This window comes from uncultured Xylophilus sp. (genome assembly GCA_913776965.1).
Classification (GTDB): Bacteria; Pseudomonadota; Gammaproteobacteria; order Burkholderiales; family Burkholderiaceae_C; genus Xylophilus.
This window is the reverse complement of record CAJYQL010000055.1, coordinates 63,907-78,418: the sequence shown is the minus strand read 5'-3', so window position 1 is coordinate 78,418 and position 14,512 is coordinate 63,907. Positions and strand designations below refer to the sequence as shown.

Below are 14,512 nucleotides of genomic sequence, written 5' to 3'. Positions count from 1 at the left end.
GCGGCGTGCAGGCCGCCGCGCAGGCGGTCGGCGCACGGCTGCTGCCCAACACCGCGGGCTGCCGCAGCGCCCGCGACGCGGTGCAGCTCGCCCGGATGGCCCGCGAGCTGTACGGCACCAACTGGATCAAGCTGGAAGTCGTCGGCGACGAACACACCCTGCAGCCCGACCCGGTCGAGCTGGTCGCCGCCGCCACGACGCTGGTGCGCGACGGCTTCACCGTCTGGCCGTACTGCACCGACGACCTGGTCACCTGCCGCCGGCTGCTCGATGCCGGCTGCGCGGTGCTGATGCCCTGGGGCGCGCCGATCGGCTCCGGCCAGGGGCTGCTCAACCCCTGGGCCCTGCGCACGCTGCGCGAGCGGCTGCCCGACGCGCTGCTGATCGTCGACGCCGGCCTCGGCGCGCCGTCGCATGCGGCGCGCGCGCTGGAGATGGGCTACGACGCGGTGCTGCTCAACAGCGCGGTCGCCCAGGCGCGCGACCCGGTCGGCATGGCTTGGGCCTTCCACCATGCGGTCGCGGCCGGCCGGGCCGCCTGGCAGGCGGGCACGATGGCACCGCAGGACTTCGCGACTGCCACCACGCCGACCGGCGGCGAGCCGTTCCTGATCGGCGGTGCGCCATGACCGGCCCGTCCGCATCCTCCACGCCGCCGCTCGTCGTCTGGACCATCGCCGGCACCGACAGCGGCGGCGGCGCCGGCATCGCCGCCGACCAGCGCGCGGCCGACGCCTGCGGCGTGCACCTGTGCACCGTGGTCGCGGCGGTCACGGCGCAGAACTCGGTCGCGGTGCCGCACGTCGAGCCGCTGGCGCCGGCGGTGATCGAGGCGCAGATCGCCGCGCTGGAACACGACATGCCGCCCGCCGCGGTGAAGACCGGGCTGCTCGGCGGCGTGGCGCAGATCGAGGCGGTGGCCCGCGCCATCGACCGGCTGCGCAACGCCGGGCCGTTGCCGCTGGTGGTGGACCCGGTGCTGGGCGCCACCTCGGGCGCGAGCTTCGCCGACGACAGGGTCGTCGGCGCCTACCGCCGCTGGCTGCTGCCGCGCGCCACCCTACTCACGCCCAACCGCCGCGAGGCGCTGCGCCTGACCGGCCTGGACGAGAACACCGACAGCCCCACGCTCGCCCGCGCGCTGCGCGATGCCGGCGCCGCGGCGGTGGTGGTCACCGGCGGCGACGATCGCACCGGCGACGGCCTGGCGCGCGACTGGATCGACACGCCGCACGCCGCCGGCTGGCTGGCGCTGCCGCGCATCGACACGCCCCACACCCATGCGACCGGCTGCACCTTCGCCGCTGCGGCCGCCGCCGCGATGGCGCGCGGCTTCGTCGCGGCCGACGCCGCGGTGCTCGGCAAGATGGCCGCGACCGCGGCGCTGCGCCACGGCCATGCGGCCGGGCAGGGCGCCGGCCCGGTCAAGGCCCGCGCCGGCTTCGCCGCCGACCCGTCGCTGATGCCGCAGCTGTCCTGGGGCGAGGCGCCCCGGTTCGCGCCCTTCGGCGTTGCGCAGGCGGCATCGGCGCCGCTCGGGCTCTACGCCATCGCCGACAGCGCCGCCCGCATCGCCGCGCTGCTGGCCACCGGCGTACGCACCCTGCAACTGCGCATCAAGACGCCCGAGGCGCCCGATGCCGCCTGGCACGCTGCACTGCGGGCGGAGGTCGGACAGGCGGTCGCCGACTGCCGCGCGGCCGGTGCGCAACTCTTCGTCAATGACCACCATGCGCTGGCGCGCGCCTGCGGCGCGACGGGCCTGCACCTGGGGCAGGAGGACGTGCTCGCGCTCGGCGAGGCGGACCGCGAGGCGCTGCGCGCGCCCGGCGCGCCGGCGCTCGGCATCAGCTCGCACAGCCTCTGGGAGCTGGCGCGGGCGCGCAGCCTGGCGCCGCGCTACATCGCCTGCGGCCCGGTCTGGCCGACGACGACCAAGGCGATGCCTTGGCGGCCGCAGGGCCTGCACAACCTGGCCTGGTGGTGCCGCATGGCCGGTGCGCCGGTCGCGGCGATCGGCGGCATCCTGGCACCGGAGCAGGCCGCCGCCGTGGCCGGCTGCGGCGCCGACGCGGTCTGCGTGGTGCGCGGGCTGGGGGACGATTCGGCGGCGACGGTGCCCGGGTTCCGCGCGGCGGTGGAGGCCGGCGCGACAGCAGCACCGCCATCGGCTGCCGTGGACTGGCCGCTGCCGTCGCTGCGGCCGCTTTGAGGAGAAAAAGTGCCTTCTACGCAGGCGGGGCGTGCGCAGGCAGCTATCGATTCAGGAGCAATCGTCCACGCAACGCGGTTGCGGGAGGACGCAGCGCCACGCCGCCACCGTCATTTCAGCCGCACCGTGATCGTCTGGTCCGCCCGCAGGTCGAGCGCCGCGTCGTCGAAGGATGGCGGGCCCATCAGGCCACGGGCGTCGCGGCTGAAGCCGTAGGCCTCACGCGGGATGCCGAGGGGGTAGGTGCCGAAGCGGCCGTCGGCGTCGGCATCGTGGAAGGCCGACAGGCCGTAGCGGCCGGGCGGCAGGCCGCGGAACACGGCAGTGGCGCGGCCGTCGGCGTCCGCCGAGACCGTCGCAGAGCGCAGCGGCTTGTCCTTCAGCCACGGCGTCGTGCCGTCGTACAGCGCGGTCTGCACCCGGCCTTCCTGCAGACCGGCGCCCTCGAAGACGACGGTCAGGTCCAGGGCATGGGCCGAGACGCCGGCGGCAGCCGCCAGGGCAAGACAACAGGTGCGGAGACGGCGGATCGGGTGCATCGGGCGTGGTACCGGGAAGAAGACGACGGGGACGGAAGCAGGGCCTGGCGCGGCCGACACGGCGTGGCGCCGTGCGCGATAGGGGTCAGCGCGACCGCGATTCTGCGGCAGCGGCCGACAGTTCCACCCAGGTCGGCGCGTGGTCGCTCGGCCGCTCGCGGCCGCGCACCTCCCGGTCCACGCCGGCCGCCTGCAGCCGCCGCGCCGCTGCGGGGTTGAGCAGCAGGTGGTCGATGCGCAGGCCGGCGTCGCGCTGCCACCGCTGGCGCATGTAGTCCCAGAAGGTATAGATCGTCGCGTCGGGGTGCAGGTGGCGCAGCGCATCGGTCCAGCCGGCCTCCACCAGGGCGGCGAAGGCGGCGCGCGGCTCCGGGCGGAACAGTGCGTCGCCGACCCAGGATGCCGGCTTGTACACGTCGGCCTCGGTCGGGATCACGTTCCAGTCGCCGGCCAGCACCACCGGCGCCGGCTGCGCGAGCAGCGGCGCGACGTGACGCGCCAGCCGCGTCATCCAGCCGAGCTTGTAGTCGAACTTCGGTCCGGGCGCCGGATTGCCGTTGGGCAGGTACAGGCACGCGACGAGCACGCCGTCCACCGCGGCCTCCAGGTAGCGGCTCTGGGTGTCTTCGGCATCGCCCGGCAGGCCGCGGCGCACCTCGACCGGCGCGGTGTCGCGCGCCAGGATCGCCACGCCGTTCCAGGACTTCTGGCCCTGCCAGATCGCGCCGTAGCCGGCCGCTTCCAGCGCCGCCGCGGGAAAGTCCGCGTCCAGGCATTTCAACTCCTGCAGGCAGGCGACGTCGGGGCGGGTTTCCTCGAGCCACTGCAGCAGCGCCGGCAGGCGCGCCTTGATGCTGTTGACGTTGAAGGTGGCAATGCGCATGGAGTGGCGTGGAGTTGCGGCGCTCAGTCGGCCGCGGTGGCGAGGTAGTCGGCCTCGTCGAGCAGCGCGTCGCGCTCGGCCGGGTCGCTCGGCCGCACGGCAAAGAACCAGCCGTCGCCCTGCGGGTCGCGGTTGGCCAGCGACGGGTCGGCCCGCAGCGCTTCGTTCACCTCCACGATCTCGCCGGCCACCGGCATGAACACGTCGGCGGCGGTCTTCACCGACTCGACCACGCCGGCCACCGCGCCCTGCGCGAACACGGTGCCGACCGCCGGCAGCTCGACGAACACGATGTCGCCGAGCGTGTCCTGGGCATGGGTGGTGATGCCGACGCGGGCGACGCCGCCCTCGGGCACGGCGATCCACTGGTGGTCGCGGGAGAACTTGAGGCTCATGAAAAAGGTTCCTGCAGCAATGGACGAAAAAGGGTCTGGATCGTAGCGGCCGGCGGACCGGCCTGCGCGACCGCGGCTCAGCGGACAGGCGGGCCGTCGTGCATCGCGGCGATCTCCTCCAGCGAGCGGCGCTCGGCATCCACGCCGTAGCGCCAGGCGACGATGCCGGCGGCGATCACCATCGCAGCCCCGACGCCGTAGCCGGCTGCGACCGCGCCGCGGCTGCCGCTCTCGATCAGCGCACCGAAGATCCAGGGCGCCGCGAAGCCGCCGGCCCCGGTGCCCACTGCGTAGAAGAGCGAGATCGCCAGCGCCCGCATCTCCAGCGGAAACACCTCGCTCACCGTGAGGTAGGCCGAACTCGCCGCCGCCGAGGCCAGAAAGAACACCGCCGACCAGGCCAGCGCCTGGCCGCGCGCATCCAGCCCGCCGCCGAGAAAGGCCGCGCCCGTGGCTGCGAGCGCCACGCCCGACAGCCCGTAGGTCAGGCCGATCATGCGGCGCCGGCCCCAGCTGTCGAACAGCGGCCCGAGCAGCAGCGGCCCCAGCACGTTGCCGAGCGCGAACGGGAAGATGTAGAGCGCGACGCGGCTTTCCGGCACGCCGTAGAAGCGGGTCAGCACCAGCGCGTAGGTGAAGAAGATTGCGTTGTAGAAGAAGGCCTGCGACACCATCAGCGCGAGTGCCACGGCGCTGCGCCGGCGCATGCGGTGCAGCAGCACGCCCGCCACCGCCCGCAGCGTGGGCACGCCGTGCGGCGGCGGCACCGCGGCCGTCGCGGCGGGCGCCGGCAGCGGGCCGTGCTCGGCCGCCACGGTCGCCTCGATCCGCGCCAGCACCCGTTCGGCCTCGTCGGCCCGGCCGTGGGCGGCCAGCCAGCGCGGGCTTTCCGGCACGTCGCGCCGCACCAGCAGGATCGCCACCGCCAGCACGCCGCCCAGTCCGAAGCCGGCACGCCAGCCCCAGACCGGGCCGAGCACCCGCGGGTCGAGCAGCAGCAGCGCCAGGCCTGCGCCGAGGGCCGCCCCCAGCCAGAAGCTGCCGTTGATCGCGAGGCTGACCCGGCCGCGCACCCGCGCCGGCACCAGTTCATCGATCGCCGAATTGATCGCTGCGTACTCGCCGCCGATGCCCAGGCCGGTGAAGAAGCGGCAGACTGCAAAGAAGGCAAACCCCGGCGAGAACGCGGTGGCGAAGGTCGCGGCGGTGTAGAGCACGAGCGTCAGCAGGAACAGCTTCTTGCGGCCGAGCCGGTCGGCCAGCCGGCCGAACAGCAGCGCGCCCACGACCGCCCCGGCGATGTAGATCGAGCCCGCCGCGCCCACCTGCGTGGCAGTGAGCGCCAGCGTGTCGCCGCGCTCCAGCACCGAGCCGAGCGAGCCGACCAGCGTCACCTCCAGCCCGTCGAGCACCCAGGCGATGCCGAGCGCGATCACCACCCGCCAGTGCCAGCGCGACCACGGCAGGCGGTCGAGCCGGTCGGCGATCGAAGGTGCGTCGGGGGGAAGCAGCGGCAGCGGAGCGGGCGGCGTCATGCCCGATTCTGCGGAGCGTCCGCGGCCGGGCGTGTGAGCATCGGTGCAGCGCACCGCGGGTCGCGTCAGCCCGCTCGGCGGTCGGCCAGAAAGCGGGCGAAGGCGTCGAGCGTCGCGCTGCTGACGTGGTGCTCGATGCCTTCGGCGTCGCGCCGCGCGGCATCGGCATCGACGCCGAGCGCGAGCAGCAGGTCCTCGACGATGCGGTGGCGCGCGCGGCTGGCATCGGCCAGTGCCTGGCCGGCCTCGGTCAAAAATACGCCGCGGTACGGGCGCCGCACCACCAAGCCGGCCTCGGCCAGCCGCGTCAGCATCTTGGCGACCGTCGGCTGGGCCACGCCGAAGCGGGCGGCGATCTCGACCTGTCGGGCCTCGCCGTCTTCCCGAATCAGGTCGGCGATCAGCTCGACATAGTCGTCCACCCGTTCCTGGCGCCGCGCCTCGCGCACCTGGCGGAAGCTTTCCATGTGCAGCGTCGCCGCGACGAGTCCGGAGGGGGCAGGGGCGGCGGCGGGGGTCTTCTTTTTCTGCGGCATGGTGGTGGCGTGCGACGCTCGGTCGCATCCGAACGGTCCGGTCGTGCGTACAGGGCGGGCAGGCCGTCCGGTCGGGCGATGGACGCATTCTCGGCGAAGCGGCCCGTGACATCCGGACACATGGCCTGTGCTTCAATTCATAGCCTGGGCTATATTTGACAGCCCCGGCTACACCTACGGCATCGCGCCGCGGAGATTCGATTGGCACCCCTCGGCAGCGCCTCGGCCACTCTGGCCGCACCCCTGGTTCCCGCTCCGCGCGACCGCGCAACTGTCGGCCTGTCTCCGGACGACGTCCCCGCCAGCCTGGGCGAGATGAACGCCAGCGTTGCCGTGCCGTCCGGCGGACACTGGCTGCGCCGCTTCCTCGCCTTCCTCGGGCCGGGCTACATGGTGTCGGTCGGCTACATGGACCCCGGCAACTGGGCCACCGACATCGCCGGCGGCTCGCAGTTCGGCTACCTGCTGCTGTTGGTGATCCTGCTGTCGAACCTGATGGCGATCGTGCTGCAGGCGCTCGCCGCGCGGCTCGGCATCGCGACCGGGCTGGATCTGGCGCAGGCCTGCCGGGCGCGCTTCTCGCGGCCGGTCAACCTGCTGCTGTGGGCCGCCTGCGAGGTGGCGATCATCGCGTGCGACTTGGCCGAGGTGATCGGCACCGCGATCGCGCTCAACCTGCTGTTCGGCATCCCGCTGGTCTGGGGCGCGGTGCTCACCGCGCTCGACGTGTTCCTGGTGCTGCTGCTGATGCGGCGCGGGTTCCGGGCGCTGGAAGCGTTCGTGATCGCGCTGCTGTCGCTGATCTTCGTCTGCTTCGCGGTCCAGATGGTATTGGCCGCGCCGCCGCTGCAGGCGGTGCTCGGCGGCTTCCTGCCGCGGGCCGAGGTGGTCACGAACCCGGCTGCGCTCTATCTCGCGATCGGCATCATCGGTGCAACGGTCATGCCGCACAACCTGTACCTGCATTCGTCCATCGTGCAGACCCGCGCCTATCCGCGCACCGACGCCGGCCGCCGCGTCGCGCTGCGCTGGGCAGTGACCGACAGCACCATCGCACTGATGCTGGCGCTGTTCGTCAACGCGGCGATCCTGATCACCGCCGCCACTGTTTTCCATGCCGCCGGCCGCACCGACGTGCAGGAGATCGAGCAGGCCCACGAACTGCTGTCGCCGATGCTGGGCGTCGGCATCGCCTCCACGCTGTTCGCGGTGGCACTGCTGGCTTCGGGCATCAACTCGACCGTCACCGCCACGCTCGCAGGGCAGATCGTGACGGAGGGTTTCCTGCGCATCCGCCTGCCCGACTGGGCGCGCCGGCTGCTGACCCGCGGCATCGCGATCGTGCCGGTGGTCGTCGTCACCGGCCTCTACGGCGCGCAGGGCACCGCCAAGCTGCTGGTGTTCAGCCAGGTGGTGCTGTCGATGCAGCTGCCCTTCGCGGTGATACCGCTGGTGGGCTTCGTGACCGACCAACGGCTGATGGGCGGCCTCGTCGCCGGCCGCACGCTCGCGGCGGTGGCCTGGGCGATCAGCGGGCTGATCGTGGCGCTCAACCTGAAGTTGCTCCACGACACCTTCCTCGGCGGCTGATCCGCCCACCGAAAGACGCCATGCCGCATCGCCTTCGCCTACCCGCGCGCTCCCTGCTCCCGTTCGCCCTGCTGCCGTTCGCTCTTGCGCCGTCGCAGGCACAGCCCCTGGTCGAGGCGGAGCCGCCCGAACGCGCGCTGCGTGCAGTGACGATCGAGAGCCGCAGCAACCAGGGCACGATGCGCGCCGGTGCGCTGCGCGACGAGCTGGTCAGGACCGAGTCGATCGGCGCCCGCGCGATCGAGCGCTCCGGCGCCACCAACGTCAATGAGGCAGTGGACAAGAACCCCGGCATCGCGGTGCAGGTGGAGTGCTCCATCTGCAACGTGCGCAACGTGCTGCTCAACAACCTGCCGGGCCGCTACACCACGCTGCTGATCGACGGCATCCCGATCTACTCGTCGGTGTCGTCGGCCTACGGGCTCGACAGCGTCAGCACCTACGGACTGGAGCGGATCGACATCGCCCGCGGCGCCGGCGCCAGCCTGATCGCGCCCGAGGCGCTGGCCGGCACGGTCAACATCGTCTCCAAGCGGCCGACGCTGCCGGAGGCGCAGCTGCGCACGCAGGTCGGGCAGTACGGCTCGCGGCAGGCCGACCTGTACCTCGCGAAGCCGCTCGACGGCGGCGCAGTCACCGCGTCGGCGAATGTCAACCGCCACGACGCGGTGGACGGCAACGGCGACGGCATCTCGGAGTACACCGGCTTCGACCGCCGTATCGCCGGGCTCGGCTGGTTCGTGGACGACGCGGGCGGCTTCCGACTGCGCGGCCGGCTCGATCTGGTCGACGAGAAGCGCGGCGGCGGCGCGCTCGGCACCTACCGCGATCCGGGCGCGGTCAAGGCCGACGGCAGCGGGTCGCCGTTCGATTTCCGGGCGGGCCCGCACGGCTCGCCGCGCGCGGACGGCTGGCTGCGGCCGGCCGACGGTGCCTTCCTGCCGTACCGGCTCGGCCGGCGCGGCTTCTCAGAATACATCCACACCCGGCGCCAGCAGGTCGTGACCTCCGGCGAACGCGCCACCGGCCCCGGCAAGCTGCGGCTCGCCTTCGGCGCGGCCCGGCACGCGCAGGACAGCTTCTACGAGTTCTCCGACTACGACGCGCGGCAGTCGCAGGTCTACGGCGAGGCCAGCTACCAGCTGCCGGTGGCGCAGTGGCTGGTCACGGCCGGCACCAACTACCGCTACGAGGATCTGCGCAGCCGCGGCGTGACCGCCGCCGGCATGCCGACCCAGGGCATCGACAACTACACCTACCGGGTGCCGGCGGTCTTCCTGCAGGGCTACCGCACCTTCCGGGACGACACGGTCGAGCTCAACGGCTCGGTGCGCTACGACCGGCACAACGTCTACGGCGGCATCGCGTCGCCGCGGCTCAACCTGCTCTACCACCACACCGAGGCGCTCTCCAGCCGCATCTCGGTCGGCAAGGGCTTCCGCGCGCCGACGAGCTTCTTCGAGCAGGACCACGGCATCCTCGACACGGTGCGGATCGACCGGCGCATCACGAAGCCGGAGGTGTCGCACAACCTGGGCTATGCGCTCAGCCACGCCGACGAGCGGCTGGCGGTGACCGGGTCGTACACCTTCAACCGCATCCGGAACTTCGCGCTGCTCGATCCGAACCACCTCGATGGGGCCGGTGCGCCGGTCACGCTGTTCACGAGCGCCGCCCGGCCGGTCACGGTGCAGGGCGTGGACATCAACGCGTCCTACCTGTTCACGCCGGCGCTGGCGCTGTCGGCTGGTGGCGAGCTCTACCGCTACGCCTTCCCGCCGGGCACACTGATCTTCGCGCGGCCCCGGGCGCGGCTCTTCGCGAGCGTGGACTACGACCGCGGCCCGTGGGAATTCACCGCCAAGCTGGTGGTCACCGGGCCGATGGACCTGAACCGCTTCCACGACGACGGCTCCGGGAGCCAGAACCGCTTCAACTTCGACGGCACGCCCAAGCGCGGCAAGAGCCCGACCTTCGCGACCGTCGACGCGCGCCTGCAGTACGCGGTGCACCGGAACCTGTCGCTGTTCGTCGGGGCCGACAACCTCTTCGACGTCCGCCAGAGCCGCAAGGAGAGCCCGCTCTGGGTCGATCCGCAGGGCGGCTACGACGTGACCCATCTCTGGGGGCCGGGCCGTGGCCGTTACGTGTATGCGGGCGCCAAGATGTCCTTCTGAACGCGGGCGGCGCGTCGGCGCCGCATCGCTGCTCGCACTGGCCGTGGCGCTGTCGGCGGCGTTCGCCGGCGCCGCCGGCAGCGCCGCGGAGCCGGCCGCGTTCGACTTCCGCCTGCCCACGCTGGAGGGCGACCGCTTCCTCGGCCCGGCCGATTTCCGCGGGCCGGTGCTGGTCAACGTCTGGGGCCGCGATTGCCCGCCGTGCGTGGCCGAACTGCCGCTGCTGCAACGCTTCGCCCTCGACCATCCGCAGTGGACCGTGCTGCTCGTCGCGACCGACGCGCCGCAGGACGCGCGGCGGTTCCTGGCGGAGCGGGGTATCGCGCTGCCGGCGGTGCGGGGCGGTACGTCCATCGCGGCACTGATGCGGCGGGCCGGCCACCGCAGCGGCGCGTTGCCGTTCAATCTGGTGGTGCGCGACGGCCGCCTGTGCGCAGCGCGGCCGGCCGCACTGGCGCCGTCCGATCTGGCGCAGTGGCAGGCTGCCTGCGGCGCGCCCTAGCGCAGGGCCTCGCAGGCCACCTGCAGGCGCCGCAGGCCCTCCTGCAGTTTTTCCGTCGAGGTGGCGAACGAAATCCGGAAATACGGCGACACGCCGTAGGCCGCACCCTGCAGCAGCGCCAGGTCCTGCGATTCGAGCAAATACATCACGAAGGTGTCGTCGGTGGTCAGCACCCGGCCGTCGGGCGTCGAGCGTCCCATCAGCGCGGCGCAGGACGGAAAGACGTAGAAGGCGCCTTCCGGCCGGTGGCAGGTGATGCCGGGGATGCGGTTGAGCCGGTCGACCACCATGTCCCGCCGCGCCTGGTAGACCGCGCAGTTCCGGGCGATGAAGTCCTGCGGGCCGGTCAGCGCCTCCAGCGCCGCAGCCTGGCTGATCGACGACGGGTTGGAGGTGCTCTGCGACTGCAGCTTGGTCATCGCCTTGATCAGCACCGACGGACCCGCGCCGTAGCCGATGCGCCAGCCGGTCATCGCGTAAGCCTTCGACACGCCGTTGACCGTCAGCGTGCGGTCCTGCAGCGCCGGGGCCGCCTGGGCAATGGTGCAGAAACTGCGGCCGTCGAACAGCAGGTGCTCGTACATGTCGTCCGTCAGCACCCAGACCTGCGGATGGCGCAGCAGCACCTCGGCCAGGGCCTGCAGTTCCGCCCGCGTGTAGACCGCGCCGCTCGGGTTGTTGGGCGCATTCAGCACCAGCCAGCGGGTGTGCGGCGTGATCGCGCGCTCCAGGTCCTCGGGCTGCAGCTTGAAGCCGTGCGCCGCCGGGCAGTCGACGAACACCGGCGTGCCGCCGGCCAGCCGCACGATGTCCGGATAGGACACCCAGTAGGGCGCCGGCACGATCACCTCGTCGCCGGCCTCCACGGTGCACATGAAGGCGTTGAAGATCACCTGCTTGCCGCCGGTGCCGACGATGATCTCGCCCGGCTGGTAGTCGAGGCCGTTCTCCCGGCGGAACTTGTCGGCGATGGCGGCCCGCAGTTCCGTGGTGCCGCCCACGTCGGTGTACTTGGTCTTCGAGGCGGACATCGCACGCGTCGCGGCCTCGCAGATATGGGCGGGCGTGTCGAAGTCGGGCTCGCCCGAGGTGAGCCCGACGATGTCGCGCCCCTGGGCCCGCAGTTCGCGGGCGCGCTGGCCGGCCATGGAGCTGGGGGAGGGCTGGATCCGCTCGAGGCGGGAAGCGATGAGGCGCATGGGTACTTTCGGAAAAAGACAGGAAGCGGATGGGCTGTCAGGCAAGCCGGCGGTGGCGGCGCAGGTAGGGCACCAGTCCGCCTTCGGCGCGGAGCGCCAGCACGAAGTCGGAGATCGGCGCGCCCTGCAGGACCCGCCCGGGCGGCGGACCGACGGTCACCGTGGGCCGACCGCCGTCGAGCCGGATCGCCAGCGGGTCGCCCTCGGCGATGCCGCGGGTGTCGGCCGTGACCAGCAGCAGGCCGTTGTTGACCGCGTTGCGGGCGTAGGTGCGCGAGAAGCCGCGCGCCACCACCGCACGGATGCCGGCGCCGATCACCACCGACACGGCCACCTCCATCGCCGAGCCGCAGCCGAAGTTGTCACCGGCCACCAGGAGGTCGCCGGGCCGCACGCTGGCCGCGAAGGCCGGGTCCAGGTCTTCCAGCAGGTAGCGGCGCAGCACCTGCGGGTCCAGGCTCTCCTTCTTGCGGCTCGAGGAGATCAGGTAGTCGGTGTTGACGTCGTCGCCCAGCACCCGGGCGCGGCCGTGGATCGGGGCGGTGCTCATGCGGCGACCGCCCGCGGATCGACCAGCCGGCCGGCCACCGCCGCGGCGGCACAGGCACGGGGCGACGCCAGGTAGATCTGCGCCTCCCGGTTGCCCATGCGGCCCCGGAAGTTGCGGTTGGCGGTCGAGACGACCCGTTCGCCGTCGGTCGGCACCGGGCCGCAGGTACCGCAGCAGGAGCCGCAGCCGGGCGGCTGGATCTCCGCGCCGAGCCGTGCGAAGGCATCCATCAGCCCCTCGGCCACCATGTCGACGCGTACCGCTTCCGAGGCGGGCGTGACGAGCAGCCGCACGCCGGGCGCGACGCCGCCGCCGGCCTGCAGTACGGCAAGGGCCTCGCGGTAGTCCTTGGTGCGGCCGCCGGTGCAGGTGCCGAGATAGACCATGTCGACCGGCGTAGCGGGTGCTGCGGCCAGGTCGACCACCTGGTCCACCCGGTGCGGCAGCGCGACTTGCGGCACGACGGCGGCCAGGTCGACTTCGATCGTGCGCGCGTAGGCGGCGTCGGGATCGGCATCCGCCGGCACGGCGGCACCGTCGATCCGTCCGGCCAGGTAGGCCGCGGTGACGTCGTCGAACGGGAACAGGCCGGCCTTGGCGCCCATCTCCACCGACATGTTGGCCAGCACGATCCGGTCGTCGATATCGAGGGCGGCGAGCGCCGGGCCGGCAAATTCCAGCGCCTGGCCGTTGGCGCCGCCCGCGCCCAGACGGCGGGCCAGGTGCAGCGCCAAGTCCTTGGCCGACACGCCCGCGGCGAATGCGCCGCGCAGCACGACACGGACCGACGCCGGCACCTGCAGCCATACCTGGTTGCACTGCAGCACGCCCGCCAGATCGGACGAGCCGATGCCGGTGCCGAACGCATTCAGCGCACCGTAGCTGACCGCATGCGAGTCCGCACCGACGACGAGCGTGCCGGGCCGCACCCGGCCGCGCTCCAGCATCAGCTGGTGGCCGATGCCTTCGCCGACCTCGAACACCGCGATGCTGTGGCGCTGCGCATAGTCGCGTGCGATCTGCTGCAGCGCGAGCGCCCGCGGACCGGACGCGGCGCCGTAATGGTCCATCGCGAATACCAGCCGTGCGGGCTCCGCCGGCGGCGGAAGCGGCGCATCGGCGTGCGGCTGCATCTGGCGGAAATAGTCGAGCGCCATCGGGATCGAGCCGTCGGTACCCATGGCGGCATCGACCGTGCAGACGGCCAGTTCGCCGGCGCGCACCGGCCGGCCGGCGGCGCGCGACAACAGGTGCTCGGCGAGCGTCCGGCCGGGGGAAGGATGCGCCATCGTCAGTCGAGCGAGATCTTCGCAGTCCGCACCAGCCGGCCCCATTTCTCGGATTCGCCGCGGATGTGCCGGGCGAAGACGTCCGGTGCGCCGCCGACCGGCTCCACGCCGAGCGCGGCGAATTTCTGGCGCACCTCGTCGGTCTTCAGGATCCGGTCGATCGAGGCGCTCAGCTTGTCCACCACCGCGCGCGGCGTGGCCGCCGGCGCGACGATGCCGCTCCACGACAGCGATTCGTAGCCGGTGATGCCGGCTTCGTCCAGGGTCGGCACGTCGGGCAGGTTGGGCAGGCGCTTGCGGCCGGTGACCGCCAGCGCGCGCAGCTTGCCCGACTGCACGAAGCCGATCGACGACGGCGCGTTGTCGAACAGCATGGTCACCTGGCCGGCGATCACGTCGGTCAGCGCCTGGGTGCTGCCGCGATAGGGCACGTGCATGATGTCCACCCCGGCCAGCGACTTGAACATTTCGCCCGACAGGTGGGTCGAGCTGCCGGCGCCGGAGGATGCGAAGCTCAGCGTACCCGGCTGCGCCTTGGCCATCGCCACCAGCTCGGCGGGCGTGCGCACCGGCAGAGACGGCGCCACCACCAGGATGTTGGAGATCAGCGAGGTGTAGCTCACCGGCGCCAGGTCGCGCGACGGGCTGTAGCTCAGGTTCTTGTAGAGCTGCTCGTTGACCGCCAGGATGCCGGTCGCCCCCATCAGCAGCGTGTAGCCGTCGGGCGCGGCTTTGGCCACCGCTTCGGCGCCGATGTTGCCGCCGGCGCCGGCACGGTTCTCCACCACGAACGGCTGCTTGTATTCGACCGACAGCTTGTCCGCCAGGATGCGCGCGACCACGTCGGTCGAACCGCCGGCGGCGAACGGCACCACGATGCGCACTGCGCGCGTGGGATAGGCAGCGGCATCCTGCGCCTGGGCCGCAGGGGCCAGCGCGCCGGCCAGGCAGGCGAGGAGGGTGGCGCTTGCGCGCTTCAGAAGCTTCATGGCAGGGTGTCGGTCGGAGGAAGGGAGGAGGGAATCCACGGAGCGCGAGCAGCGCTGGAAAAAATTCTAGGAAGCGGCTTTGTTGAGCACAATCCAGATAAATCGGCTCATTGATC

At 72.4% G+C, this 14,512-nt stretch carries 14 protein-coding genes; 5 read left to right on the top strand and 9 right to left on the bottom strand.

Translation table 11 applies throughout. From position 1 onward, the window contains the following. On the top strand, positions 1 to 629 hold a 629-nt coding region (locus QZ500_RS08040; protein WP_295853454.1), incomplete at its 5' end, for a thiazole synthase. Beyond that, entirely contained in the window at positions 626 to 2,212 is a 1,587-nt protein-coding gene (thiD, locus tag QZ500_RS08035; protein WP_295853451.1) for a bifunctional hydroxymethylpyrimidine kinase/phosphomethylpyrimidine kinase, read from the top strand. The genes QZ500_RS08040 and thiD, both read left to right, overlap by 4 nt. Positions 2,213 to 2,322: 110 nt before the next feature. On the opposite strand, the gene QZ500_RS08030 is transcribed toward thiD, so the two are convergent. From QZ500_RS08030 to mntR, 5 genes are all read right to left on the bottom strand, one after another. After that, complete coding sequence (locus tag QZ500_RS08030) at positions 2,323 to 2,751, bottom strand: DUF2141 domain-containing protein (protein WP_295853448.1); 429 nt, start codon at positions 2,749 to 2,751, stop codon at positions 2,323 to 2,325. Between the two features lie 85 nt (positions 2,752 to 2,836). Beyond that, positions 2,837 to 3,634 (bottom strand): exodeoxyribonuclease III, encoded by a 798-nt coding sequence (gene xth / locus QZ500_RS08025; protein ID WP_295853443.1) that lies wholly within the window; start codon positions 3,632 to 3,634, stop codon positions 2,837 to 2,839. 23 nt (positions 3,635 to 3,657) lie between these two features. Then, positions 3,658 to 4,029: a glycine cleavage system protein GcvH gene (gene gcvH / locus QZ500_RS08020; RefSeq protein ID WP_295853440.1), complete on the bottom strand. Its 372-nt coding sequence runs from the start codon at positions 4,027 to 4,029 to the stop codon at positions 3,658 to 3,660. Between the two features lie 77 nt (positions 4,030 to 4,106). Further along, on the bottom strand, positions 4,107 to 5,564 hold the full coding sequence (locus QZ500_RS08015) for an MFS transporter (RefSeq protein WP_295853436.1): 1,458 nt from the start codon (positions 5,562 to 5,564) through the stop codon (positions 4,107 to 4,109). Positions 5,565 to 5,629: 65 nt separating this feature from the next. Further along, positions 5,630 to 6,100: a manganese-binding transcriptional regulator MntR gene (gene mntR, locus QZ500_RS08010; protein ID WP_295853433.1), complete on the bottom strand. Its 471-nt coding sequence runs from the start codon at positions 6,098 to 6,100 to the stop codon at positions 5,630 to 5,632. 279 nt (positions 6,101 to 6,379) lie between these two features. Here mntR and QZ500_RS08005 point away from each other — a divergent pair, with 279 nt between their 5' ends. From QZ500_RS08005 to QZ500_RS07995, 3 genes are read left to right on the top strand one after another with little or no spacing between them, the layout of a single operon-like run. Continuing rightward, on the top strand, positions 6,380 to 7,690 hold the full coding sequence (locus QZ500_RS08005; RefSeq protein WP_295853459.1) for an Nramp family divalent metal transporter: 1,311 nt from the start codon (positions 6,380 to 6,382) through the stop codon (positions 7,688 to 7,690). 20 nt (positions 7,691 to 7,710) lie between these two features. Continuing rightward, positions 7,711 to 9,867 carry a TonB-dependent receptor gene (locus QZ500_RS08000; protein ID WP_295853430.1) on the top strand — a complete coding sequence of 719 codons (2,157 nt, stop codon included), beginning with the start codon at positions 7,711 to 7,713 and terminating at the stop codon, positions 9,865 to 9,867. Then, entirely contained in the window at positions 9,842 to 10,369 is a 528-nt protein-coding gene (locus QZ500_RS07995) for a TlpA disulfide reductase family protein (protein ID WP_295853427.1), read from the top strand. The genes QZ500_RS08000 and QZ500_RS07995 overlap by 26 nt, the downstream gene beginning before the upstream one ends. Here QZ500_RS07995 and QZ500_RS07990 read toward each other — a convergent pair. Genes QZ500_RS07990 through QZ500_RS07975 form a run of 4 tightly spaced genes read right to left on the bottom strand, consistent with a single transcriptional unit; the run spans position 10,366 to position 14,396 of the window. After that, positions 10,366 to 11,568 carry a pyridoxal phosphate-dependent aminotransferase gene (locus QZ500_RS07990; RefSeq protein WP_295853424.1) on the bottom strand — a complete coding sequence of 401 codons (1,203 nt, stop codon included), beginning with the start codon at positions 11,566 to 11,568 and terminating at the stop codon, positions 10,366 to 10,368. The two genes, QZ500_RS07995 and QZ500_RS07990, sit on opposite strands and share 4 nt — an antisense overlap. A gap of 37 nt (positions 11,569 to 11,605) precedes the next feature. After that, positions 11,606 to 12,118 (bottom strand): alpha-IPM isomerase, encoded by a 513-nt coding sequence (locus QZ500_RS07985; RefSeq protein ID WP_295853421.1) that lies wholly within the window; start codon positions 12,116 to 12,118, stop codon positions 11,606 to 11,608. Beyond that, positions 12,115 to 13,407, bottom strand: coding sequence for an aconitase/3-isopropylmalate dehydratase large subunit family protein (locus QZ500_RS07980; RefSeq protein WP_295853418.1), 1,293 nt, complete (start codon positions 13,405 to 13,407; stop codon positions 12,115 to 12,117). The genes QZ500_RS07985 and QZ500_RS07980 overlap by 4 nt, the downstream gene beginning before the upstream one ends. Positions 13,408 to 13,409: 2 nt before the next feature. Beyond that, positions 13,410 to 14,396, bottom strand: a complete 987-nt coding sequence (locus QZ500_RS07975; protein WP_295853415.1) for a tripartite tricarboxylate transporter substrate binding protein — start codon at positions 14,394 to 14,396, stop codon at positions 13,410 to 13,412. Positions 14,397 to 14,512 lie beyond the last annotated feature (116 nt).

Coding starts and splice junctions, on each gene's coding strand:
- QZ500_RS07985 (WP_295853421.1), bottom strand. CDS start 12,118: ATGAGCACCGCCCCGATCCACGGCCGCGCCCGGGTGCTGGGCGACGAC.
- QZ500_RS07990 (WP_295853424.1), bottom strand. CDS start 11,568: ATGCGCCTCATCGCTTCCCGCCTCGAGCGGATCCAGCCCTCCCCCAGC.
- xth (WP_295853443.1), bottom strand. CDS start 3,634: ATGCGCATTGCCACCTTCAACGTCAACAGCATCAAGGCGCGCCTGCCG.
- QZ500_RS07975 (WP_295853415.1), bottom strand. CDS start 14,396: ATGAAGCTTCTGAAGCGCGCAAGCGCCACCCTCCTCGCCTGCCTGGCC.
- QZ500_RS07995 (WP_295853427.1), top strand. CDS start 9,842: ATGCGGGCGCCAAGATGTCCTTCTGAACGCGGGCGGCGCGTCGGCGCC.
- QZ500_RS08030 (WP_295853448.1), bottom strand. CDS start 2,751: ATGCACCCGATCCGCCGTCTCCGCACCTGTTGTCTTGCCCTGGCGGCT.
- mntR (WP_295853433.1), bottom strand. CDS start 6,100: ATGCCGCAGAAAAAGAAGACCCCCGCCGCCGCCCCTGCCCCCTCCGGA.
- gcvH (WP_295853440.1), bottom strand. CDS start 4,029: ATGAGCCTCAAGTTCTCCCGCGACCACCAGTGGATCGCCGTGCCCGAG.
- QZ500_RS07980 (WP_295853418.1), bottom strand. CDS start 13,407: ATGGCGCATCCTTCCCCCGGCCGGACGCTCGCCGAGCACCTGTTGTCG.
- QZ500_RS08015 (WP_295853436.1), bottom strand. CDS start 5,564: ATGACGCCGCCCGCTCCGCTGCCGCTGCTTCCCCCCGACGCACCTTCG.
- QZ500_RS08000 (WP_295853430.1), top strand. CDS start 7,711: ATGCCGCATCGCCTTCGCCTACCCGCGCGCTCCCTGCTCCCGTTCGCC.
- thiD (WP_295853451.1), top strand. CDS start 626: ATGACCGGCCCGTCCGCATCCTCCACGCCGCCGCTCGTCGTCTGGACC.